A 24,608-nucleotide genomic window follows, 5' to 3' on the forward strand; every position below is an offset into this window, starting at 1 on the left:
TTTTAGGATGGTCTGTGTGCTAATGATTCAGCACATAGACCATGTCAGTGCGGGCGGGGGGTTATTAACCTTGCTTAGCTTCGAACGCTGCAAGGTTATCCTTAGTCACGAGCTCAGCAGGGATCCAAGTGATTTTTTCGCGGGGAGTTTTGTTTATACCGTTAATTGCAGCATCAAGAGCACCACGAGCTTGGCCTGCGCCATCTTGGAAAACAGTTGCATCAAGTGCACCGTTTTTAATTGCCATGATGCCGTCTGGTGTGGCGTCAACACCAATTACGATTGTTTCGTCTAGTTTACCTGCAGCGCGTAATGCTTGGATTGCGCCTAGCGCCATGTCGTCATTGTTAGAAATGATGATATCGAGTGGATCACCAGAGTTGATCCAGTTTTCCATCACGATCATGCCTTGAGAGCGCTGCCAAAGGCCAGTTTGCTTGCGAATAATGTTGTACTCAGGCTTATCTTTGAAAAAGTCTTCAACACCTTGAGTTCGCATAATTGCCGCTTCAACTGTCATCATTCCCATGATAATGCCAATGTTTCCGCCTTCAGTATTATCGGCAGCATACTTTGCTTGCTCTTCACCAAAGCGAAGTTCTTCTGAACCAACATAAGAAACGCCATCTGGTAGGTAAGAAGGACGGCGGTTTAGGTACACTAAATCAATACCCGCTTTTTGAATATTGTCAGTCATCGGTTGTGTTGCATCGGTATTTACTGGCACAAGAATAATGCCGTCAACTTGTTGGATAATGAAGTTTTGAATTTGACCAAGTTGCTTTACCGTATCTTCTTTGGCGTCTACGAAAATAAGCTCTACATCATCATACTCTTTTGCATATTCTTCCATTGAATCTTTCATGGTCACCAAGAAAGTGTCATCAAAATTCGGAATAGCAACACCAATACGCTTAACGTTACTGTCTACTTCTTCCCCACCACAAGCAGCAAGTAGGGCAACGGTGCCGACTAAAGCAAGTTTACGTATAAATCCTTTGGATAGTTTTTTTGTTGTTGAAATACAAAGTGTGAGTAGAGAAGTAAATCCATGCTTCTGTGATGGCATTATTGCCTCCTTGTTATTGGTAACTACACCATCTTATTTTGTGAAATGTTCATTTCACAAAGTACGGTGTTATTGTGCAATCAACTTTCTTAAACGAAAATTTTGTTCAGAAAGCCTATTCGCGTAAATTGAAATAAATTTATTGTTTTTATGTTAACGACTATAAGTCTGAGCTTGAAAAATGACCACCCCAAAAGACATCAAAATAACAAATCTGTTAACTACGTCTCACTGAAATCACGCAAACACATTTTGAAATATTTATAAATTATTGTTTTTATTGGTATAAATATTGGGAATTGATTGCTTTATCGCTAAGTCATTGATCTTTATTGCTTTGCTTGCTCGTGGTTGCAATGTGAAATAAGTGTTGTGCACTTATGAAAAATATTTTTCGTCTCGCAAGGGTTGATATTAGTTGTTACTGATTTTTCGACTGGAAATAAAAAGGCTACCTAGGTCACAAATAAACTCATTCATTTCGCATTTCATTTGAAATGAAATGAATATTTCGTATAGTGGTTGTATCGAAACGATGTGTGTTTTGATTTTTAATCAACACAGTCGCAGATAATCAATTTAGTCATTATCCGGTTGGGTTCTTAGCTAGTTAAGGTAGTTATAGAGGGAGTGGAAAGGATGAAAACCAACAATAAGGAATTAGATCTTATTTGTATGGGGAGAGTGGCTGTTGACTTATATGGACAACAGATAGGTGCCCGCCTTGAAGATATGGGCACTTTCTCTAAATACCTTGGTGGATCATCAGGTAACGTAGCCTACGGTACAGCAAGGCAAGGGCTTAAGTCATCCATGCTTGCACGAGTCGGTGACGAGCATATGGGGCGCTTTCTTCGTGAAGAGCTGCAGCGAGTAGGGGTCGATACAAGTAATCTTATTACTGATAAAGATCGCCTAACTGCTTTGGTTATTTTGGGTATTAAAGATGAAGATACTTTTCCACTCATCTTCTATCGTGACAATTGCGCAGATATGGCAATAACAGCTGATGACATTGATGAAGATTATATCGCATCTGCTCGTTGCCTTGCTATTACGGGTACTCACCTATCACACCCCAATACTCGAGAAGCAGTATTAACCGCGTTAAGTTATGCACGTAAACACGGTGTCAAAACCGCGATTGATATTGATTATCGGCCTGTTTTGTGGGGGTTAACTTCGCTGGGAGACGGTGAGTCGCGTTTTGTTGAATCTGAGAAAGTGACAGCTCAACTTCAAGAAGTACTGGGCTTATTTGATCTCATTGTTGGTACGGAAGAAGAATTTCATATTGCAGGTGGTTCGACAGACACCCTTGATGCATTGAAGGCTGTTAGAGCGGTTAGCCAAGCTGAATTAGTGTGCAAGCGTGGTCCATTAGGCTGTTCTGTATTTACTGATAATATTCCAAATGACTTAGATGATGGTATTACCGTACAGGGGGTGCGTGTCGACGTGCTTAATGTGCTCGGTGCAGGCGATGCCTTTATGTCGGGTCTATTACGTGGCTACCTCAATGAAGAGGGCTGGGAGAAAGCCTGTTCCTATGCGAATGCCTGCGGTGCGTTAGTTGTTTCTCGTCATGGCTGCGCACCTGCCATGCCATCTAAAGAAGAATTGGATGATTACTTGATTCGTGCCAATGAGGTTCCACGACCAGATCTTGATGAGCGATTAAATCACCTTCATCGTGTAACGACGAGAGATAAAGACTGGGATGAGCTCTGCGTATTAGCCTTCGACCACCGCATTCAGTTTGTTGATATGGCCCGCGAAGCGAATGCCGATATTGCTCGTATTAAGCCACTGAAACAGTTGATTCTTCAAGCAAGCTGTGAAGTTGCACTAGAAGCAGGTTTGGCTGGCAAAGCGGGTTTACTCTGTGACAGTACATTTGGTCAAGATGTACTGAATGAGATAACAGGAGAAGGCTGGTGGATTGGCCGCCCTGTCGAGCTACCAGGTTCACGCCCGCTTGAGTTAGAGCACGGCAATATAGGATCTCAGTTAATTGACTGGCCTTTAGATCATGTTGTGAAGTGCCTAGTCTTCTTCCATCCAGATGACCATCACGCATTGCGTTTAGAGCAAGAAAAACAGGTACGTGAAGTATACCAAGCATGTTGTAAGACTGGGCATGAATTACTGCTTGAAGTGATTTTACCTGCAGATATGGAGCGAAATGATGAGTTATACATTCGTGCCATGCAGCGTTTCTACAACTTAGGGGTGAAACCTGATTGGTGGAAACTACCACCGATGACGTCTGAATCATGGAATACGGTTGATGCCTTGATCCAAGCGCGGGATAACCATTGTCGTGGTGTAGTGTTACTTGGCCTTGATGCGCCGGAAGATGAGTTGAAAGCTGGCTTCAATGCTGCTGCAAATAACGATGTTGTTAAGGGGTTTGCGGTTGGGCGTACCATCTTTGGTCAGCCATCTCGGTTATGGCTTGCCAACGAGATTGATGATGCGGGGCTGATTGAGCAAATCAAGCAAAATTACCATAACCTCATCACGCTATGGCGTCAGCGCGGCTAGGAGAAAAATCATGACTGTTCACACTATTCGCCTGACGATGGCTCAGGCACTGGTAAAGTACCTTCAGGCTCAAAAAGTTGAAATCGATGGTGAAATTCAACCAATGTTCGCTGGCGTATTCGCTATTTTTGGGCATGGCAACGTGGCAGGGCTCGGCGAAGCACTTTATCACGCTAATGCAACTTTGCCAACGTATCGTGCCCACAATGAACAAGCGATGGCACACAGTGCTATTGCATTTGCCAAAGCAAATAACCGTCAGCAAATGATGGCAGCGACAACCTCTGTAGGGCCCGGTGCACTGAATATGGTAACAGCGGCGGCTTTAGCCCATGTAAATCGGCTTCCAGTACTGCTGTTACCGGGAGATACCTTTGCGACCCGTGAACCCGATCCGGTGTTACAGCAAGTCGAAGACTGGAGTGATGCGACAATTACCCCGAATGATTGTTTCAAACCAGTCAGTCGATTCTTTGACCGTATTACTCGCCCAGAGCAATTACTTAATAGTTTACCGCAAGCGATGCGCGTACTGACAGATCCGGTTGAGTGTGGCCCTGCGACTATTGCTATTCCACAAGATGTCCAGACGATGGCGTTTGACTATCCATTGCCCTTTTTTAAAGAGAAAGTCCACCGTGTTCGCCGCCCAGGGGCTGATGAGCATGAGCTGGCAGAAGTTATTGAATTAATTAAAGAAGCCAAGCAGCCTCTAGTGATTGCAGGTGGCGGTATTCATTACTCAGGTGCATTAACGCAGTTCCGAGAGTTTGTTGAAACTTACCAGATACCGGTGGGTGAAACACAAGCAGGGAAAGGGGCGTTACCATGGGATCACGCTTCTAACCTTGGCTCTATTGGGGTAACGGGATCGGCTGCGGTAAATACATTAGCAGCAGAAGCCGATGTAGTTATTGCTGTGGGTAGCCGTTTGCAAGACTTTACCTCTAGCTCGCGCGCACTGTTTAAGCCTGATGCAAAGATTGTGTCTTTGAATATCAATGGTTTCGATGCGACAAAACATTATGGTACGCCGCTGGTGGCAGATGCCAAAGTCACGCTGCCTCAATTAACATCGAAGTTAGCAGATTGGCAGGTGAGCTCTAGCTGGCAGGCGAAAGCAGAATCGCTGCGTCAGCAGTGGAACGAAACAGTGTCTATTGCCATGACAGATCGTAAAACTGATTTGCCAACTGATGCAGAAGTGATCGGTGCGGTTAACCGTGCTGCTAACGAGAAAGACATTGTTGTTTGCGCCGCAGGTGGTTTACCAGGTGAGCTTCATAAGCTTTGGCGTACGCGTTATGACAAGGGTTATCACCTTGAATATGGCTTTTCATGCATGGGGTATGAAATTGCTGGTGGCTTAGGGGTCAAAATGGCAAAGCCAGACTCTGAAGTCTTTGTCATGGTGGGTGATGGTTCATACCTGATGTTGAACTCAGAAATTTCAACATCAGTAATGCTTGGGCAAAAGCTGGTGCTTGTGGTGCTTGATAACCGAGGTTACGGGTGTATTAACCGCTTACAGCATGCTTGTGGTGGTGCAGGGTTTAATAACCTGCTGAAAGATTGCAATACTGTCGAAGAAGGTGCGCCGAAAACTGATTTTGCCGCCCATGCTCGATCACTGGGTGCACAAGCAGAAAAAGTCGGGAATATTGCTGAATTGGAACAAGCACTGGTTCGTGCCAAGCAAGCAGCGTCGACTTATGTGATCACCCTAGATACTGACCCGTTAAGTACGACGGAATCAGGCGGTTCATGGTGGGAAGTTGCTGTGCCAGAAGTATCTGAGCGTGAACAAGTTCGCCAAGCCAGAAAGCGTTACGAACTCGCCAAGCAGCAGCAAGTAATTTAAGGAGAAGTAGTATGACTGTTCAACTAGGTATTAACCCGCTGACATGGACTAATGACGATCTGCCATCTCTTGGTGCTGAAACACCACTTGAGACTTGCTTGAGCGAAGGGCGACAAGCTGGCTTTACAGGATTCGAGCTGGGAAATAAATTCCCACGCGATGCGAGTGTACTTGGCCCTATTTTGGCTAACCATGATGTAAAGCTGGTTTCGGGTTGGTATTCGGGTGAATTGCTGACGCGTTCGGTAGAGGAAGAAATCGAAGCTGTGCAATCTCATTTGATCTTATTGCGCGAATTAGGTGCAACCGTGATGGTTTTTGCTGAAGTGACCGATTGCATTCATGGTCAACAGGATACCCCTGTGCGACTACGCCCTCAATTCCCAGCAGAACAATGGCAAGAGTACGGTAAAAAGCTGAGTGAATTTGCCAAATACACCAAGAGCCAAGGGGTACAGGTTGCGTATCACCACCACATGGGAACGGTGATCGAAAGTGCAGAGGACATCGATAACCTGATGGACTACACCACAGAAGATGTTGGTTTGCTGCTTGATACTGGACACCTAACATTTGCAGGAGCTGACCCAGTGGTGGTCGCTACTCGCTGGGCCCACCGTATTAATCATGTGCATACCAAAGACGTACGCGCAGATGTGCTAGCGGATGTGATAAACCGCAAAACCAGCTTTTTAGATGCAGTATTGGATGGTGTGTTTACGGTACCGGGTGATGGTTGCGTAAATTACCCTGCGGTTTTCGAACCGTTAAAAAAAGCGAATTACCAAGGTTGGTTAGTGGTTGAGGCAGAGCAAGACCCAGCCATCGCTCACCCTATGACTTATGCCTCTTTAGGCTTCAATAATTTACAACAACTTGCTGGCGAAGCTGGGTTATTAATCGGCCAAGAACAAAAATAATTTCAGGAGCGAAAAATGGAAACTGTACAAAATTTCATCCACGGTCAGATCAGCGAAAGCCATAGCCAGCGATTTGCACCAATTTATAACCCTGCGACAGGCGAGCAAACCCGTCAGGTTGTGCTGAGTTCTGCTGCAGAAACTGCCGAAGCTATTGCAGCAGCCGATAAAGCTTTTCCTGCATGGGCAAAAGCATCACCACTAAAGCGTGCTCGTGTGATGTTTAAGTTTAAAGCGTTACTTGAACAAAACATGGATGAGCTGGCACGGTTAATTTCTAATGAGCACGGTAAAGTCTATTCAGATGCAGTGGGCGAAGTAACCCGTGGTTTAGAAGTGGTTGAGTTTGCTTGCGGTATTCCGCACTTACAAAAAGGTGAGCATTCAGCCAATGTTGGTACTGGCGTTGATAGCCATTCATTAATGCAGCCGCTAGGTGTTTGCGCTGGGATTACACCATTTAACTTCCCTGCGATGGTGCCAATGTGGATGTTCCCTATCGCGTTGGCAACGGGTAATACTTTTATACTGAAACCATCGGAAAAAGATCCGTCGATGGCGATTATGATGGCCAAATTACTGAAAGAAGCAGGCTTGCCTGATGGGGTATTTAACGTTGTTAATGGTGATAAAGAAGCGGTAGATGTGCTTCTTACCGACTCTCGAGTTCAGGCCGTGAGCTTTGTAGGCTCGACACCAATCGCAGAATACATTTATTCAACCGCATCAGCCCATGGCAAGCGTTGTCAGGCATTGGGTGGGGCGAAAAACCATTGTATTGCCATGCCTGACGCTGATTTAGATATGGCGACGAATGCGATTATGGGGGCGGCTTATGGTGCCGCTGGTGAGAGATGTATGGCGTTATCTGTTGTTGTTGCTGTCGGCGATGAAACAGCAGATGAACTAATCGCCAAATTAACAAGCCAAATCGGTGCTATGAATGTTGGGCCAGGTGTAATTGAAGGGCCTGAAAATGATATGGGTCCAGTGATTTCTGCTCAGCATAAAGAGAAGATCTGTGATTACATCAACTCTGGTGTAGAGCAGGGCGCTTCGTTAGTTGTCGATGGTCGTGATATTCGTATCGATGGTCATGAAAATGGCTTCTTCGTTGGCCCTACATTGTTTGATAGTGTCTCGCCAGAAATGACAATCTACCAAGAAGAGATCTTTGGTCCGGTATTAGCCGTTGTGCGCGTGCCTGATTATCAGACTGGTCTTGAGTTAATCAACCGCCATGAGTACGGCAATGGTACGGCTATTTTTACTCGAGATGGCGAAACTGCACGCCAGTTCAGCGAAGATGTACTGGCGGGCATGGTAGGGATTAACGTACCAATTCCTGTACCAATGGCGTTCCATAGTTTTGGTGGTTGGAAACGTTCAGTATTTGGGCCGTTGAATGTACACGGTAACGATGGAGTACGTTTCTACACTAGAATGAAAACAGTAACCAGCCGTTGGCCGACAAGTGTTCGCCTAGAGCAACACAGCAGCAGTTTTGTGATGCCGACAATGGACTAAATTAGATTCACGGTCGATGTAATAAAGCCAGAACAGTATCACTGTTCTGGCTTTTTCAGTACTGTAGCTGCGATGGTTGTAAACGCTTTAATATTTTATAGAGAAATGGCTTCGCGTTTATTTAGTATCCAAAGGCAGGGCTTAATACATCATAAATGATTGCGGGATAGCTTGGCTCCATCATCAAGAAACTGTCTTCTTCTTTGCCGCTATTCGAATGCGTAAAGTTAACAACAAAGAACAGCCTTTCCGTATTCTTATATGAATCCATCGAAAACTCAGTGTTGCCACCATCAAGTGGTGTGCCATCAGAACCAATATGATTGTCATTAACAATGATGTTTAGTGGGTGAACAATGAAATCAAATTCATCTTCTTGACAACTCTCTGTCTGGCAAAAACCGAGGGAATACCACGTATCACCGTACTTAACATAGGTGTCACTTCCAGCAAGCCCTGTTGCAAGGTGACTAGATTGAGGCCAAATTCGCCCTGCATCAATATGATTCTGATCAATAACCCATTTAAACTGATGCTTGAAATCTGTGCTACTGTGGCCGGGGTCATCATCCGCTGTTTCTTTCACGGCGTTATAAGTAATCGTCAGTGTTTCATTCTGCCAGTAACAAGCCGTTGTTACTGAAATCTGTGGGTGGTTACCTTCAAAGCTACAAGCTTGGTGTAGTGAAGCAATGCTCATGCCGTAACGAGCAGAGGCTTCGGGATACCAAGTATCTGGCATTGGACGATCGGGTGACATATCACCATCGGGTAAATGCGCTGGCGGCAATTGAGGTTGCGGTTTTTCTGGTACCTCAATCTCTGGCAGGTGTGTACTTGGTGGTAGTGTTTTATCGTCAGTGTTGTTGCTCGATGAATTACAACCTGCTAGCAACGCAATCATAATGAAGGTGGAGATTTTTTTCATATTAATTCACCATTTAAAAAGTATGGGTTAATTTATACGAGCAGCTTCAAGTTACCCGATAAATATACAGTGTTTTTTATCATGTATTTGTGGGATTAATATAATTACTATTATGAATACGTGTGATTAGCGAGATTTATCGAATTCTGTTTTATTGCTTTATCTTATTGATATTAAAAAGGTTGTATCTTTTTGTTCTGATTGTTGAAATTTAATGTTTATTTGGTTTTGTGAATTGAACGGTATTTTTTATTGTTTAGATTTTCTGACTTAACGGCAGGGGCGATAAAAGGCTAAAGTATATTTACGTAAGTTACTCTGATTTTATACAAAGCGTATTTAGATAAGGGGCAACAGGTCGCGGGATAAAAAATACCCTCTTTCCAGAAAGAAAAGAGGGTATAGGTTACTAACCGCAGCGCTTAATTGAGCCTAAACAGCTGATTAGCTAAGGTAAGCGTAACCTGTTGTGAATGCCGCTTCTTGGAACTGGCGTAGGCCGGTTGCACGGAACTCAATTGATAGAGGATTGCGCTTCATTTTTTGTTTGATGTCTTGATTGGTCATGAAATCAACTTCAACACCATCAATAAGCTGAATTGCAGCTTCAAGTTTAAAACCAATTGCACTACCCGCGAATTTGCCACGAGTTTCACGAGTACGAATAACAACGCGATCGACTTGGTAGTCTTCTAGTAATTTAGCAAACGTCGCTTGGAATTTACGCATTTGCTCATTATCTAGCATATCTTGCATGATGAACTTTTGAGAACGGCATTCAGGGATGTCGAATAGACCATTTTCTTTTGTTAGAAGGCAAATAATCGCCTCATTGCTTCGTAGCTCAACAGCACAAATTTTCATGTAAACACCTAAATATCTTATTAGCACACTATTGTAGGGAAAACTCTGGCAAATGTCAGATTTTTTCAGTCATATACCCTAAGCTTCTCCATTTATGTATCACGCAGCTCAGCATTGCTTACTTATGAGTGCAATCGTTAGGAGCTGGCATAAATAGGACCATCAAGATCAAGCTGGGTAAGCAGCAGTCGAGTGTCTAGCTCCAGCTGGTGATAGTCAGGCTCCATGTGGCAGCAGAGCTTATAAAAAGCTTTGTTGTGGTCTTTTTCTTTGATATGCGCTAACTCATGCACAGCAATCATTTTTAACAGAGGGAGTGGGGCATGCTTAAAAATGGCAGAGATACGAATCTCATTTTTAGCCTTCAACTTTCCGCCATGAGCGCGTGATATAAAGGTATGCAGACCGAGTGCGTGATTAACAACATGGATTTTACTGTCATAAGCAACTTTGCTTAAAGGTGATGACTTCTTAAGGTATGCATTTTTTAGTTCAATAACATAGTTATAGAGTGCTTTTTCTGACTGAATGCTGTGCCCAGTTGGGTACTTTTTAAGTAAGTAATCTTTCAATTTGTCATTTTTAATTAAATGATCAATTTGATCCAATAGTGGTGAAGGGTAACCCTGAAGGTACTTTAAGTGTTGCGTAGACATAGTGAGAAAAGGCTTTGGCGGTAACGGTATGGTGCTGATTTTATCTGCCTGTTATCAAACACGCAATCAAAACTGTGACTTGAGCATCTTGAGGTTAGTTGAGTATCTGCTATATCTAAATAATCGGAAGTGACGCATGGGAGGCGCTATGAGTTTGCGATTACCACCACCGTTAGTGTTAGTCTTTACGTTGGGGGCAATGTATATGCTTTCGATTTACTGGCCGTTGGTAGAATTTAATTTTATAGGGCAAAGGGCAATTATATTCCTCTTTCTTCTATTCGGTACGGTCATTGGTTTAGCGGCAATAATGTCTTTCGCAAAAGTGAAAACAACCGTTGACCCCAGGCACCCACACAAAGCCTCAACACTTGTAACGACGGGGATTTATCAATATACACGTAATCCTATGTACCTAGGATTGCTGTGCTTATTACTTGCTGCTTTTTTCTATCTGTCGGCGCTTTCAGCTTTATTTATGATTATAGTCTTTGTGTTTTTTATCAACAGTTTCCAAATTGAGCCTGAAGAAGCGGTATTGGAAGCTATGTTTGGTGATGATTATCGCGCGTATTGTCAGCAGGTAAGGCGTTGGTGTTAAATATATCAGCAGCAAAAAAGTTACAAATTAGGATTTTAATACTATTTTTATTAGAGCTATGGGTTYAATTATTTAAGAAGGAGCAGCTAATGAAACTAGGGCGTTCGAATGAAKTTTTCCCGCTTTTAAAATGGCCGCTAGCCTGTCTGTTTGCTCAAACCGATGAGGTGACTGTTATTCGTCCGAGTAGCAGACCTTCCAACTCCAAGGAAACATGTGACTTAGCTTCACAAGTGCAGGATGAAATTAATTCATTGAAGCTAGAACTCCATAGAAATGGCTATCAATTAAGTGAAATTATTCAGACTGAAGTGAGGTTGTCTTCCCTTATTCCCGATGAGCAACTTGATGAAATATACCGATTAATTGAGCAGTTGCCCGGTGAAATCGAAGTTATTGTCGTGGCTTTCAGCAGTCATCAAGAGTATCAAGATACTGGCAAGGAAAAACTAATATCCATTGAGGCGATGGTTATACACTAAGCAAGTTTCCCCCCCGTAAGAGTAATTTGTATTTTACGGGGCTATTCCTCCCTTTTCTCCTTGATAAAATTAACCTTTCTTCAATCACCTTATGCTGCTTTGCTTACATATACTTGCTGTTGTGAGAGAACGGCTACACTTGTGTCATAGCTGAGAGTGTATGCTCGAATCATTTTAGTGAGGTTCGTCGATGAGTTATGTACATGGTATTTATGCAGAGATTGATACAGTAGATGACAAGGTGTTTATGGAGTTCAAAGCCGTAGGGACGTTGACGCATCAAGATTATGAAAAAATAACCCCGCTTATTGATAAAGCGTTAGATGGTATAGATAACCCGATTGTTGACGTTTACATCGATGGTACAGACTTTGAAGGTTGGCAGTTACATGCTGCTTGGGATGATCTCAAGCTTGGTTTGAAGCATGGTAAAAAATTCCACAAAGTTGCAATCTATGGCAATCAAGATTGGCAAGAAGTTATGAGTAAAGTCGGTGGGTGGTTTGTAACGGGAGAGGTGAAGTTTTTCGAAGAGCCACTCGATGCTATCGCTTGGCTTCGTGAATAATTTACTTGGGATTATATGGTATTGATTATTAATCTGAATTAAAATTGCCCTATTATTTTTGATAGGGCATAGCGTGTTAATACCTTAACGTATCATTTTTGAAGGTATCGCTATGCAGCCACCCAATAGGTGTAAAATACATGATAAAAAGGATGACAGCTGCTGGTGTGTTGCTTTCATTTTTGCCATTAACAGCAATGTGTAATGAGTCAGCAGAAGCAAACCCAATGGATGTGGATACTATTGCCCCAACATCAAAGTACTTTATTGGACTTCGAAGTGGTGCGAGCTTGATGGGGAACTCTGATAGCATAACGCTAAGTGGTAACACGGTAGATGCCGGAGACTCTGATTTCGAGGCGTTTGTTGCAGTTGATGTCGGCTTGTACACAAAGAACAGCAAGAACAGGGTGTATTACAGCTATGAACATCATGAATCAACCTCTAAATTTAATCAGCAAGACCAGCTAGAAACAGATCTCTCTTTGCATTTATTAAATGCCGACTACATTTATCGCCATGATAAAAAGATTAAACCCTTTGCTGGTTTACATATTGGCTATGCATCTGCAGAGTCTAAATCAAACTCTGGTCAAAGTAACGATGTGAGTGGTTATGCGTTTGGTGTTCAAGCTGGCGTCGCTTGGCAAGTTACTGAAGGGCTGGATTTTGAGATGGGGGTTAAGCATACCGCTTTACCTTCAGACCGACGCTCATGGACCTTTAGTGATGGGCAAGGTAATAGTGCGAAAGTCGAATCTCAGCTTAAAACACTAACATCTGCTTATTTAGGCGCAAACTATCGTTTTTAACTGGCTGTTTACTCCCATGTTTAGCTGCGTATAATGCCCTGCTAGTTTAACGACAACCATTATCAGTAAGGACTTCACGTTGAAGCTATTTGTTAGAGATCTTACCGTCATCGATGCCTCTTATTTGTGTGAACAGCGAGGTATGGTGGGGGAGAGTTGGATTCTCGATGTGGTGATGTCGGGCGAATTAAATGAAATGAGCATGGTGCTTGATTTCAGTCGGGTTAAGAAGCAGATCAAGCAGATTGTGGATGAGTATATTGATCATCGTTTAATTGTCCCAAGCTTGAATCAGGCCGTTAGTGTCGCCCAAAGTAAGGCTGGTTATTCAACGGTTGATTTACTTCGCGGTGACAAAAGCATGTACTTAAATTGCCCCGATGAAGCGTATTGTTTTATTGATGCAGCCGATGTGACTATCGAGTCAGTGACTGAGCATGTGTACAAGGTACTCAAGGGTAAATTACCCGAAAATGTTCAGGGCTTAGAAATAACCCTTCGCCATGAGAATATCGATGGTGCTCTTTACCATTACTCGCATGGTTTGAAAAAGCATGATGGAAACTGTCAGCGCATTGCGCATGGTCATCGCTCACCTATCGAACTGATTGTTGAGGGCAAGCGCGATAGCCAACTTGAGCAGCTTTGGGCTGAACGCTGGACGGATATTTACCTTGGCAGTGCTGAAGACCAATGTGCTGTTAGCGCACTTGCTTTAAGTCCTGCAGCGAAAGACGTTTCTGACAGCGAGCATTTCGGCTTTCGCTATACCGCTCCTCAGGGAGAGTTCCAGTTAGCAATTTCACGCGCAGAGGTTGAAATGCTTGATACCGATACAACAGTAGAGCTACTTGCGCATTATATTGCCGAGCAGGTTGCACCTTTAGTCGCTGACGGTAAAACGTTAGATGTACTCGCCTATGAAGGTGTAGGTAAAGGGGCAATGGCATCAGTCAAAGGATCTTCTTGTTAATAGGGCTTTAACTGTGATGACTTGAAAGCCCTGATAGCGTAAGCATTCAGGGCTTTTTTATGGTTTTTTTTCGTAAAAATGGTTAGAGAAAAAGTCTCTAAATAATATACTTCTCGAATGCCTTAAAGTTGATCTTCTATCGGCAAGACTCCAGCCATCCAAGCACCTATTCGAAGCCAGATACTGGCGTCAGGTTCTGAATTAAAAGAGGCACCTGACAGGTCGTTATGCCATACAATATCGTTGTTTTGATTGAGTGAAAGTCGATAGGTGCCTTTTTTCAATGCCGACTCAAAACCACGGTAGAGCAACCGGGTAAAGCCCGGAGCATCAATGAGTACACCCATCTCGGTATTCAAATAGGCAGAGCGAGGGTCAAGGTTTGATGATCCTACAAAGATTTTCCGGTTATCCATGATAAAGGTTTTAGCATGTAAACTTGTACGTGAACTACCGAGCCATGATCGTTTTTTCTTTAGGCTGGGGTCAACTTTTACTTCATAGAGTTTGATACCTGCAGCGAGTAAATCTTTACGGTATTTCGCGTACCAACCATGTACGGCAAATACATCATTAGATGCCAATGAATTGGTAATAATAGTGATCTCAATGCCCTGTTCAGCGGCTTTAATTAATGAGGCTGTCCCTACTTCTGTTGGCACAAAATATGGCGATATCAGCAGAAGCTTAGAGTTGACATTTTTTAGTGTCTCACCCAGCTCATGAAGCATTAAATTGGTTTCATCAGGCGCGTAGACTTTTGATGGTAAATCATAGTAGAGCCTCGCCTCGCCCCAATGGAAGTTGATAGTTTGATTTTTAACGTGTTGTGCTAGAGGAGAGTCAGAAAATTTTTCTATATAGTCAGACCCCTTAAATGCAGCTTTTAATGCACGCTCCCAACGAACGACATCGTTTGGCGAAAGGGGATCAATATTTTTAATAATCGACTCAATAGGGGAAGCTGGTTCACTGTTCCAATAAAGATCAAATTGGGCTGAAATATCAGGAACGATCGGGCCAAGAGTCAGAATATCAAAGTCACCGAAATCAATCGACCCATTAGCAGAAAAGTATTCGTCGCCTATGTTTCGCCCACCAGTAATGGCAAACGCCCCATCGGCTATCAATGCTTTATTATGCATTCGACGGTTTAGGCGATCAAAATCTTTGAGCCCAAAAATCCGGAAAAAGCGTTGATTGAATGCATTGAACAGTCGAACCTCAATATTCGGATGACGAGAGAGTGAGGCAAGAATTTTATCATTACGTGACTGCATATCATCCAGTAACAACCTAACTCTAACCCCTCGTTCAGCCGCTTGGTAGAGTGTATATGTCAGTAGCGAACTGGTATTGTCATCGCTGTATATATAGTACTGAAGATCGATACTTTGTTGTGCTGAATCGATAAGAGCTAAACGAGCCCATAAGGCTTCTTGCCCATCAACTAAAGGGTAAAACCCCGTGAGTTCTGGGTTCGCTTTAAGATAGGGCAATGCTTGAGAAGCAAGCTCCGTATCTTTGTTAAATGGTATTGATTGGCTGACCGTTTTTAATGAAGCTGTAGGCTTGTTGCAACCGAGAATAGCGCCAATAGTTAGCACAAACAGCAAGGCAATAAAAACTTTAAACTTGGAACCCATATGTAATTAGCGTTAACCTATTTTATTAATTGATAAGTTTAATCGGGTAAGGCATCGTTTACAATTCTTTCATTTAAATGTAAAAATACCCGCGATTGTGTGAGAAATCATTGGTTAACAGGCTTGCTTTATTGTGCTCATAATGGCTTTTAGTAAGCATTTTAGAGCTGATCTTCTATTGGAAGAATACTAGATAGCCAAGCCCCCATTCGTAGCCAGATACTCGCATCTGGTTCAGTTTTATAACTTGTCCCTAGAAAGTCGTTGTGCCACTTAATATCACCATTTTCATCGAGTGCCAATCGGTATGTGCTCTTACTTAGGCTGAGATCTGCATCTTTATACACTTCGGCTGAAAATTCTGGTGACTGTAATAGAATGCCCATTTCAGTATTGATGTATGCAGAGCGGGGGTCGAAGTTGAATGAACCAACAAACACTTCTTTTCTATCAATGATGAATGTTTTTGCGTGCAGGCTAGTACGAGAACTACCGAGCCAAGAGTGATTCTTTTTTACACTAGGATCAATTTTCACTTCATATATTTTTACCCCAGAACGAAGCAATTGTTCTCGGTATTTAGAATACCAGCCGTGTACAGCAAAGACATCATTTGATGCGAGTGAGTTGGTAATGATGGTGACGCTAATGTCATTCTCTGCTGCACGAATAAGTGTTGCAGTTCCTTTTTCTGTTGGAACAAAATAGGGAGAGATGAGTAAAAACTCAGACTCAACACGATCTATAACATTACCAAGCTCATGCATTAAGAAGGTGCTTTCTTCGGGAGCATACACTTTAGAGGGTGTATCATAATAGAGTTCAGCTTCTCCCCAGTAGAAGTCAATTGCCTGATTGAGGATTCGCTTAACTAAAGGCAACTCGGCAAGTGCTTCGGTGTAACTTGAACCTTCGAAGGTATCCCTTAGTGTTGCTTCCCATTGTTCGACATCGTTACTCGATGGTGGTGTGATATTACTGACTAATGCTTCAACGGGTATAGAGGGAGCACTATTCCAATAAAGATCAAATTGTACTGCGATGTCTGGAACAACCTCACCTAAGGTTAGGATGTCAAAGTCACCAAAATCAATAGCGCCATTTGCTGAGAAGTATTCATCACCAACATTCCGTCCGCCAGTGATGGCAAAAGTACCATCGGCGATTAACGCTTTGTTATGCATACGGCGGTTTAAACGATCAAAATCACCGATAAATCCAAACAGTTTAAAATCTCGGTTTTCAAAAGGATTAAACAGTCGAATATCAATATTTGGATGACTAGACAAAGATGCCATCGCATTATCATTTCGAGATTGCATGTCATCCAAGAGAATTCTAACTCTTACCCCACGCTCGGCGGCTTGATATAAAGCATATGTGAGTAAAGAGCTGGTATCGTCGTTACGATAAATATAGTACTGCAGGTCAACACTTATTTCTGCTGCGTGAATAATGGCAAGTCGCGCCATTAATGCTTCTTGACCGTCATCGAGAGGGTAAAATCCAGTAAGATCTGGGTTACTGCTTACGAAAGGGGAAGCAATTGAAGCCAGTTTGGTGTTGTCTGCCATTGGAATGGAATAACTTGATGCCTTTTCAACCGCTTTAATGTTAGTAGAGGTGCTGCAACCAGTAAGTACACCACTTGATATTAACAGCAGCGATGTAAGAATCGCCATAATCGGGTTTGTCATAAATTTATAGTTAACTTCATTCCATTATTAACAAGAGTTTAATGTGCCAAGCACTTGTTGACAATTGTTTCATCAATCTGTCAAAAAGTGCTCGTATATTTTGTATAACTTTAATTGATGGATTAATAACTAAAAAATGAATGTGTTGAATAAAATTGGACTCTCCTCTGTAGCCATATTACTTTCTTTTCCACTTTTTGCTGAAGACTATGAGGGTGTCAAGCAGGGGGACGTAATAGGTGCTACTTTACATCAGTTAAAACCCACTCAACCCTCAGTTGGCTACGATCAGGTTTATTATAAACTGGGGCGTTTTCAATATGACGTTAAAAAGCAGTTTGATGAGGTGTGTGAAGCGAATGGTCAGAAGGGACTTACTGATTTTAATTCACAATCACACCCTAATATTCCAAGCTCTTTCTTATGTGAATCATCCGTTGGTAAAGAAAAGGGTGACATGAAAACAGTGGTTATTGCGCCAGATAACAACTTGTATCTAACGGATGGCCATCATACCTTCAATACTTTTTGGCATATGGAAGGAGGTGGTGCAGCCTTTAAAGTGAATGTTGTTGTTGATCAAGACTACCGAGCGCTTGAAACAATGGATGCATTTTGGCAGCAGATGGAAGTGGATAAAAATACTTGGTTATTCAACCAAGATGGTGAAGCCATCGGTACCGATGTTTTACCTACATCGTTAGGCTTACAGAATTTTTCGAATGACCAGTACAGGGCATTAATGTATTTCTCTCGTGGTGTTGGCTGGGATAAGCCTAAAGCCCCTGTACCATTTTTAGAATTCTATTGGACAAAAGCATTACGCGAGAATATTGATTTAGACCAATTTGACTTGCAATCTCAAGCAGGCTACCTGGCAGCTATTGAAGCAAACAGTAAGGCTATTTTGGCTTTAACCGATACCAATTTAGGTGGTTCAGGTAAGTCGGTTACTGAAATGGGGCAGTTTGATGTTTTCAATGATAAAGGGCTAGCGAAGGCGAGCAAACGTAATAGCAAATTAGATTACATGTTACGTTATAAAACAGCATCCACGTCAAATGGCTTGGCTTATGATAAAGCGGTAAACCACAGTAAAGCATTGTTATCGCCAGATGAATTTAGTATCGAGGCGAGTCATGACTTAATGGCACTTCCTGCAATGAGCGCGGAAGGTACAATAAATGCCATTGTTGAGATCCCTACGGGGACATCTGCAAAGTGGGAGCTAAATAAAGACAATACTAATCAAGTGATTTGGGAGTTTAAAAAAGGCAAGCCAAGAGTTGTGAACTACTTAGGTTACCCTGGTAACTATGGCACGATTCCTCAAACCGCATTACCAAAAGAATTTGGTGGTGATGGTGACCCATTAGATGTCATTGTTCTTGGTCAAGCTGTACCTCGTGGAGAAGTGGTGCAAGCTCGCTTGATTGGAGTGCTGAAAATGCTAGATGACGGTGAGCAAGACGATAAGCTGATTGCTGTTATTGCGAATGACTCACCCTTTCAGGACGTTACGTCAATGAAGCAGCTAGACCGTGAATTTAGCGGTGTCTCTGACATTATTCAGCTTTGGTTTAGCAACTATAAAGGCGCAAATGGCGGCATGGAAGTGCAGGGATATGAAGAAGCTCCAGTTGCACAAGAGGTGTTGCAACAAGCGATGGCCTTCCATCGTCAGCAAGGCTAAAGAAAAACGATATATACCGAAGTAACTTGGGTATATACAAACAGAAAAAAGCCCGAGCAGTTTAACTGATATAGTTTGCTACTCGGGCTTTTTTGCATACACGTTAACGTGATTAACTTTCAGCGACACCGTGCCATTGATAGTGATTGTTAGGCTTTTTACTTACGATGCCTTCTTCCATAAACTGTTTGAAAATATCATCAACCTCATCGCTGCCAACCTTCAAATGACGTGTCACAGCGCGTTTGGTGCAGTTCACCTGATTATTGGTAAGTGCTTCGATGGCCTGCTCATAAAGTGTTTTTGGTTTTTCTGGTTCAGCAGGAGTTACTGGCTCTTTATTCTCCTCCATTTGTATGGTGGCTCCTTCGGCCTGCTGCTGATGCGTTAAAAACTCCGGCTCTTTGGGTTCACTATTATTTCTAAACGAATCAATAGTAATAGGGTTTAAGCGACGGAATTGATTTCGAAAACGTAACTCTTCACCAATAAGGCCAACAAAGAAAGCAGCAAAAAAGTCGAGTAATACCGATAGGAAAATCACCAAACCCAATTGAGCCGTTTGTGTTTGAATCTGCATCGATTTCGCTAAACTGTCAATTAAGCCAATAACCGAACCTTGGTTTACAACTGGCAAGTTGTCACGTTCAGCTGCGAGTGCCTGCTGCTGCTGACGTAATTGTTCATTTTCCCGCTGAATACGTGTTACGCCTGTGGCGATACGCTCCATTTGGATATACTTTTCAGCGGCAACATTATTGAGCTCAATTTGCTTATCAATTGCTTCGATTTGCATATTGTAGGTATTAACTCGGCTTTGCTGAACGTTCACATGACTTTGTGCTTGGTTAGTTGCGCTGTTGATCCCCCCAACAGAGCCACCAATTGATATTGCAGCTAACACAGCATAGAACCCAAATGCTGAAAATGCGCCCGTATAGTTACGGCGTGCTCGGCGTTCGCCAAATTCATACCACGCAAAAAACTTGCCTAGTTCAAAAATAACCGCAAGCCCGCCAAATAAAATCTGCATGACGGGATCTTCATCGATCGATAAGAACAGCAGAAGTGAAAAGATAATGGAAGCAAGAATAGAGGCGCCAGTAAAACTGTACACCGACCACATTGCAAATGTTCCCTTTGGGTAGCGAACTGGAAGATTGTCATTGTAAAGCATAAGTTATCATCTTTCGGTGGGTGGTAAACCCAGATAAGAGACGGCAATTAGCATACCGCGTTGGTTGCCCGCTCTATAAAAAAAGGTGGCTAAGCATACCTTATAATTACCGCTCAACCCTTATAAATTAAGGCATTTAGCTCTTCCCCGCCGAAATTTTACACGGCGTTGTCACAACTGGAGAAATGTTGTTCAACTTACAATGTAACTACCCAGTTAACGTGCTAGAACTTTGTACAATAGGACTGGTTAGATCTCGCTTTTGATAACGAATGTTGCAAATTTGTTGAAGGCGGTCTAGGTTAATTACTCTAAGGTAAACGGCTGTTTAATTTTTTAAAACCAATGCACGTTCAAGGATGGCAGTATGAAAGCACTATTGGATGACTACCCTGTGATTACAACGATCCCTGTTGCGTGGGGAGAAATGGATGCACTTAATCATGTTAACAACGTAGTCTACTTTCGTTATTTTGAAACGGCACGATTGGAGTACTTCTCACATATTGGCCTAATGGAAGAGTTGGCCAAAACGCAGGTTGGCCCTGTATTGAGTGAGACTAGTTGTCGTTATAAGCTGCCTATCACATACCCTGACACACTACTTGTCGGTAGCCGCGTTGTTGAAATCAAAGAAGATCGCATTGAAATGGAATACCTTATTGTGAGCAAAAAATTAGGCAAAATTTCAACAATAGGTAAGGCAGAAGGTGTGATGTTCGATTTTAAGAACAATTGCAAAGCGGGGGTGAGTGAAACAGTTAAGCAGCGGATTATCGCGTTACAGCCAGAGCTGGCGTTAGAATATAGGGTAGTGCAATAAATTAGTCATAAAATCTTATTATGATTAGTTATCCCTGAGACTGATGGCAGAACAGATGTGAACAGCAATCAAAAGCATGATGCTATTCTGAGTAACTCTCAAGTATCCAATACGACAAAAATGTCTGGTATCTCAGCTGTGATTAGTGAGAAAACAACCCCGCTTTATTATACTGAGCGTGAGCGAGTAATGTATGAAAGGTTGGGGCAGGCATATGCTTGGTATCAGGTACTCAATGATGAAATACAGCCCATTGAGCAATCATTGCTGAGTGCACACTATGAAATTTGGCCCTCATTAACCAAATTTAAATTTAAACGTTATGCTGATCTCATTGTGAATGAAGCTCATGTGATGTTTGAAGTGGAGAGGGTTCAAACAAAATCACCTGCAACGAGTGAACAAAAGAAATACATCGAACACCTGAATCAACAGCGCCGAGAGCTTTACCCTGAATGGAATAGGGCCAAAAAAGCATTAGAATACATTGAGTCTGAAAAAGCGTACTTACGTGCATTTAGAGAGTTGACCTAAACCTGATAACGATTGTTATGGCTATACTTACTATCGTCAGGTGTTCTCTCAGACAAGTTGTTCAAGATAGAGGTAGGCCATGTTTATTGTTATACAGCACGACATTACCAACCCCGAATTGTTCTGGCAAAAAGCGGGTGGGGCGTTAACGCATCCGCCTTCTGGCATGCGTTTACATTCAACCTTTGTCGTAGAAAGACATACACTTTGCCAAAGCATGTGGGAAGCTGAATCTATCGATGCCATTCGTGATTTTCTTGAACCTGAGCTGGGGGGAGCAAGTAACAGTACTTATTGCCAAGTTGACCCTGACAATGCGATTGGCTAAATATCAAAGTAGAATGAGTAAAAAAAGGGTGGCTATATGCTCTTAACGAGTAAGAGCTTATTAACCACCCATTTTTAGGTTTTACGATTGAGGATTATCTTACTTACCCGCAATACTCAGTTTATTGAAACGTATAGTAGGCGCGTAAAAATCACGTTCATAATCGTGTGTTAGTGTATTGCCAACGGCATCAATCTCTTTGATCATTTGATAGAAGTTACCTGCTACCGTAATGCCTCGAACAGGCTGAACTCGCTTGCCATCGCGGCAAAGGAAGCCACTCGCACCAAATGAGAAATCACCACTTACCGCATCAGCGCCAGAGTGCACGCCTTGCAACTCAACTAATTCTAGGTACTCACCTGCAGTCGTTTCGGCTTCAGAGCTTGTACCCGTTGCGATGACAGTATGACGTGAAGACACACCTAACCCGCCTTTTGCCGAGCGAGAACCGTTGGCTGTATTTTCAATACCAAAGAAGCTAGCGGTATGGCTGTTATGCAGCAAACTCTGTAATTGACCCTCGCCAATTAAAATGGTGTCGCATGTTGTAAAGCCTTCACTATCGAATGCTTTAATTGCAGAGCCGCCTTCAATATAAGCAACATCAGAAACAGTCAGCAGTGAACTTGCGACAGTTTGGTTTATGGAGTCACGCCATGGGTTAATGCCTTTCATGGCAGACTGGCCAGATAGACACATACCGAATGCACCAAAGAGATTACTTAAGCAACTTAGGTCGAAAATGACGCTGTAATTGCCTGTTTTAATCGGTGCGCCGTCAAGCAGAGCTTTGGCCATCTCATAGCCATGCTCAATACAGTAGCTTGGGTCTAGTTCATCGAAACGACGACCTGACGACATACCACCATGCATAGCTTGTTTACCTTTTTGCTCATACAAGGTATACGCGTAGCAATAGCTTGAACGTTCTTGGTGATAGCAGCGGGTACCTTGTGTATTGGCTAAGATCACTTGGCTGTCTGATTCACCAAAACCATTATAAGGTGCAGACGTCGCATTAGGCTTAGCGACGACGCCACTTTCGAGTGCCAAGGCCAGTGCGATTTTATCATCGACTGAGGCATTATCTTGTTGATAAATTTCTGGGTTGTTCGTCGTCAGTTGGCTATTTACGCAACTGATGGTTTGATGCTCATCTTTTTTGGTGAACAGTGCATTTTGTAATGCCTGTTCAACCATCATATCAAGGCTTGCTGGCTCAATAGATTCAGAGTAGCTGGTGGCGACATGCTGATCTTTTATGATTCGCACGCCAATTACTTGGCCTGATGTGACTTTATATTCATCCAACTCACCAGCATTCGCTTTAAGTGAAAAATTGTTACTGCCGCTGGCAATAACATCGGCTTCAGCGCCAGATGCCGTTACACGTTCAAGGACGTGATCAATTGCACTTTGAAGTTGTTGTTGATCGGCCATTAGTTACCACCTCCCACAAGAATGTTATCGACTTTCAGAGCTGGCTGTCCCACCGTAGTAGGGACCGAGCCACTGACCGAGCCACACATACCGGCAGCCAGTTCGAAATCGCTGCCAACCATTGAAATTTCTTTGAGCACTTTAGGCCCAGTGCTGATCAATGTTGCTGACTTGAGAGGTTTAGTGATTTGTCCATTTTCAACCAGATAAGCTTCTTGTACTGCGAAGTTAAATTCACCCGTACCTGGTTGAACAGAGCCACCACCCATTTTCTTGGCATAGATACCACGTTCCACACTACTTATCATTGCTTCAAGAGAGCTATCACCCGCTTCGATAAATGTGTTACGCATACGCGAAGTTGGTGCATATTTGTATGATTCACGACGGCCAGAACCTGTTGGTGCAAAACCTGTCTTTAATGAGCCCATATGGTCAACCATAAAACTAGTCAGCTTACCGTCTTTGATAAGTTGAGTTCGCTGGGTTTCCATGCCTTCATCATCAATATTGATAGAGCCCCATTCGTTGCTCATAGTGCCATCATCAACCGCATTTACGACAGGGTTGGCAATCATCTCGCCCATTTTGTCATGGAAGACAGATGCTTTTTTAGCGACAGATGTGGTCTCTAGTAAATGTCCACATGCTTCGTGGAAAATGACGCCACCAAAGCCATTACCGATAATGACGGGCATTTCGCCAGAAGGGCAATGTTCAGCATACAATTTGACCATGGCTTGTTTGGCCACTTTTTGACCTAGCTCTTGTGCATTGAGCTGTGAGTTAAACTCCCAACCGGTTAATGCGCCAGGCGCTTCAAAGCCAGTAGATTGCTCATTGCCATTTTGTGCAATTGCAGTTGCAGCAACACGGGTATAATGACGTGTATCGGCAATGTGCAAGCCCGTTGAATTGAAGATTTCAACTTGTTGTTCACGCTGGAGGATACGGCCAATAAACTGCGATATCTTATCGTCTTCATGACGCGCAGCATCATTGGTTTGACGTAAGAAGGCAATTTTAGCCTCTAAATTTGCACCTTGAGCCAAAGGAAGTTGGCATTGGTGTTTATTGGTATAACGGCTTAAATTCAGTGAACCAGCGGAAGTGATTTGATCGCGTTTATCCTTTGCGGCAAGTAGGCTAGTCACGCGCTTTAATTCTTCTTCATCGGTACTATTGGTGTAACCATAAAGTACTTTATGACCAAAGAAGAGGCGTACACCGATACCAAAGTCGATACCAGAGTTTACTTTATCAACATCACCAGAGATCAGCTCTACGGAGCTTGATTGATGATGTTCAACAAACAATTCGGCAAAATCCGCACCAAGAAAAAGTGCGTGATCGATAACCGTTTGTGCAGTAGCAGGGTTTAGCATAGTTGCTCCTTGCGTGATAGCAATTTGGTGCTGCGTGGGCATAACCAAAATGGTACGTCAGTCTTGTTTCCCCA

Annotated in this window: 22 protein-coding genes; 13 read left to right on the top strand and 9 right to left on the bottom strand. The window is 42.9% G+C overall.

Annotated elements, in window-relative coordinates; all coding sequences use genetic code 11:
* Positions 1-64: 64 nt before the first annotated feature.
* Entirely contained in the window at positions 65-1,069 is a 1,005-nt protein-coding gene (locus L4D09_RS11220) for a sugar ABC transporter substrate-binding protein (protein WP_428457597.1), read from the bottom strand.
* Positions 1,070-1,708: 639 nt separating this feature from the next.
* On the opposite strand from L4D09_RS11220, the gene L4D09_RS11225 reads away from it, so the two are divergent.
* From L4D09_RS11225 to L4D09_RS11240, 4 genes are read left to right on the top strand one after another with little or no spacing between them, the layout of a single operon-like run.
* Positions 1,709-3,616, top strand: coding sequence for a bifunctional 5-dehydro-2-deoxygluconokinase/5-dehydro-2-deoxyphosphogluconate aldolase (locus L4D09_RS11225; RefSeq protein ID WP_428457598.1), 1,908 nt, complete (start codon positions 1,709-1,711; stop codon positions 3,614-3,616).
* Positions 3,617-3,626: 10 nt separating this feature from the next.
* Positions 3,627-5,477 carry a 3D-(3,5/4)-trihydroxycyclohexane-1,2-dione acylhydrolase (decyclizing) gene (iolD, locus tag L4D09_RS11230; RefSeq protein ID WP_428457599.1) on the top strand — a complete coding sequence of 617 codons (1,851 nt, stop codon included), beginning with the start codon at positions 3,627-3,629 and terminating at the stop codon, positions 5,475-5,477.
* An 11-nt stretch (positions 5,478-5,488) separates the two neighbouring features.
* Positions 5,489-6,397: a myo-inosose-2 dehydratase gene (gene iolE, locus L4D09_RS11235; RefSeq protein ID WP_428457600.1), complete on the top strand. Its 909-nt coding sequence runs from the start codon at positions 5,489-5,491 to the stop codon at positions 6,395-6,397.
* Positions 6,398-6,412: 15 nt separating this feature from the next.
* Positions 6,413-7,924: a CoA-acylating methylmalonate-semialdehyde dehydrogenase gene (locus tag L4D09_RS11240; protein WP_428457601.1), complete on the top strand. Its 1,512-nt coding sequence runs from the start codon at positions 6,413-6,415 to the stop codon at positions 7,922-7,924.
* A 121-nt stretch (positions 7,925-8,045) separates the two neighbouring features.
* Here the strand turns inward: L4D09_RS11240 and L4D09_RS11245 are convergent, their stop codons facing one another.
* From L4D09_RS11245 to L4D09_RS11255, 3 genes are all read right to left on the bottom strand, one after another.
* Positions 8,046-8,852, bottom strand: coding sequence for a hypothetical protein (locus tag L4D09_RS11245; RefSeq protein ID WP_428457602.1), 807 nt, complete (start codon positions 8,850-8,852; stop codon positions 8,046-8,048).
* 444 nt (positions 8,853-9,296) lie between these two features.
* A complete protein-coding gene (locus L4D09_RS11250) occupies positions 9,297-9,716 on the bottom strand; it encodes a DUF3010 family protein (protein WP_428457603.1) in 420 nt (139 codons plus the stop codon).
* Positions 9,717-9,853: 137 nt separating this feature from the next.
* Positions 9,854-10,372, bottom strand: coding sequence for a YgjP-like metallopeptidase domain-containing protein (locus tag L4D09_RS11255; RefSeq protein ID WP_428457604.1), 519 nt, complete (start codon positions 10,370-10,372; stop codon positions 9,854-9,856).
* Positions 10,373-10,520: 148 nt separating this feature from the next.
* On the opposite strand from L4D09_RS11255, the gene L4D09_RS11260 reads away from it, so the two are divergent.
* The 5 genes from L4D09_RS11260 (at position 10,521) to L4D09_RS11280 (ending at position 13,808) form a co-directional block, all read left to right on the top strand.
* The gene (locus L4D09_RS11260; RefSeq protein WP_428457605.1) at positions 10,521-10,973 is read left to right on the top strand and encodes a methyltransferase family protein; all 453 of its coding nucleotides are present in this window, start codon (positions 10,521-10,523) and stop codon (positions 10,971-10,973) included.
* A gap of 89 nt (positions 10,974-11,062) precedes the next feature.
* The gene (locus L4D09_RS11265) at positions 11,063-11,455 is read left to right on the top strand and encodes a hypothetical protein (RefSeq protein WP_428457606.1); all 393 of its coding nucleotides are present in this window, start codon (positions 11,063-11,065) and stop codon (positions 11,453-11,455) included.
* 190 nt (positions 11,456-11,645) lie between these two features.
* Positions 11,646-12,023, top strand: coding sequence for a SpoIIAA family protein (locus L4D09_RS11270; protein ID WP_428457607.1), 378 nt, complete (start codon positions 11,646-11,648; stop codon positions 12,021-12,023).
* Between the two features lie 140 nt (positions 12,024-12,163).
* A complete protein-coding gene (locus tag L4D09_RS11275; RefSeq protein ID WP_428457608.1) occupies positions 12,164-12,835 on the top strand; it encodes an opacity family porin in 672 nt (223 codons plus the stop codon).
* 79 nt (positions 12,836-12,914) lie between these two features.
* Positions 12,915-13,808 carry a 6-pyruvoyl trahydropterin synthase family protein gene (locus L4D09_RS11280; protein WP_428457609.1) on the top strand — a complete coding sequence of 298 codons (894 nt, stop codon included), beginning with the start codon at positions 12,915-12,917 and terminating at the stop codon, positions 13,806-13,808.
* Between the two features lie 122 nt (positions 13,809-13,930).
* On the opposite strand, the gene L4D09_RS11285 is transcribed toward L4D09_RS11280, so the two are convergent.
* Both L4D09_RS11285 and L4D09_RS11290 read right to left on the bottom strand, forming a co-directional pair.
* Complete coding sequence (locus tag L4D09_RS11285) at positions 13,931-15,454, bottom strand: phospholipase D family protein (protein WP_428457610.1); 1,524 nt, start codon at positions 15,452-15,454, stop codon at positions 13,931-13,933.
* A 161-nt stretch (positions 15,455-15,615) separates the two neighbouring features.
* Positions 15,616-17,151, bottom strand: coding sequence for a phospholipase D family protein (locus tag L4D09_RS11290; RefSeq protein WP_428457611.1), 1,536 nt, complete (start codon positions 17,149-17,151; stop codon positions 15,616-15,618).
* A 142-nt stretch (positions 17,152-17,293) separates the two neighbouring features.
* Here L4D09_RS11290 and L4D09_RS11295 point away from each other — a divergent pair, with 142 nt between their 5' ends.
* Complete coding sequence (locus L4D09_RS11295) at positions 17,294-18,844, top strand: inorganic diphosphatase (protein WP_428457612.1); 1,551 nt, start codon at positions 17,294-17,296, stop codon at positions 18,842-18,844.
* Positions 18,845-18,956: 112 nt separating this feature from the next.
* Here L4D09_RS11295 and L4D09_RS11300 read toward each other — a convergent pair whose 3' ends face one another.
* Positions 18,957-20,021, bottom strand: coding sequence for a Preprotein translocase subunit SecY (locus L4D09_RS11300; RefSeq protein ID WP_428457613.1), 1,065 nt, complete (start codon positions 20,019-20,021; stop codon positions 18,957-18,959).
* A 367-nt stretch (positions 20,022-20,388) separates the two neighbouring features.
* On the opposite strand from L4D09_RS11300, the gene L4D09_RS11305 reads away from it, so the two are divergent.
* The 3 genes from L4D09_RS11305 (at position 20,389) to L4D09_RS11315 (ending at position 21,706) form a co-directional block, all read left to right on the top strand.
* Positions 20,389-20,844, top strand: coding sequence for an acyl-CoA thioesterase (locus L4D09_RS11305; RefSeq protein ID WP_428457614.1), 456 nt, complete (start codon positions 20,389-20,391; stop codon positions 20,842-20,844).
* A 57-nt stretch (positions 20,845-20,901) separates the two neighbouring features.
* Positions 20,902-21,378 (top strand): hypothetical protein, encoded by a 477-nt coding sequence (locus L4D09_RS11310; RefSeq protein ID WP_428457615.1) that lies wholly within the window; start codon positions 20,902-20,904, stop codon positions 21,376-21,378.
* A 79-nt stretch (positions 21,379-21,457) separates the two neighbouring features.
* Positions 21,458-21,706 carry a hypothetical protein gene (locus tag L4D09_RS11315; protein WP_428457616.1) on the top strand — a complete coding sequence of 83 codons (249 nt, stop codon included), beginning with the start codon at positions 21,458-21,460 and terminating at the stop codon, positions 21,704-21,706.
* A gap of 99 nt (positions 21,707-21,805) precedes the next feature.
* On the opposite strand, the gene L4D09_RS11320 is transcribed toward L4D09_RS11315, so the two are convergent.
* Positions 21,806-23,149: a TldD/PmbA family protein gene (locus tag L4D09_RS11320; protein WP_428457617.1), complete on the bottom strand. Its 1,344-nt coding sequence runs from the start codon at positions 23,147-23,149 to the stop codon at positions 21,806-21,808.
* Complete coding sequence (locus L4D09_RS11325) at positions 23,149-24,534, bottom strand: TldD/PmbA family protein (protein WP_428457618.1); 1,386 nt, start codon at positions 24,532-24,534, stop codon at positions 23,149-23,151. Before L4D09_RS11325 ends, L4D09_RS11320 begins: the two co-directional genes overlap by 1 nt.
* Positions 24,535-24,608 lie beyond the last annotated feature (74 nt).

Origin of the sequence: Photobacterium makurazakiensis (genome assembly GCF_050336715.1) — a bacterium.
GTDB classification, from domain to species: Bacteria; Pseudomonadota; Gammaproteobacteria; order Enterobacterales; family Vibrionaceae; genus Photobacterium; species Photobacterium makurazakiensis.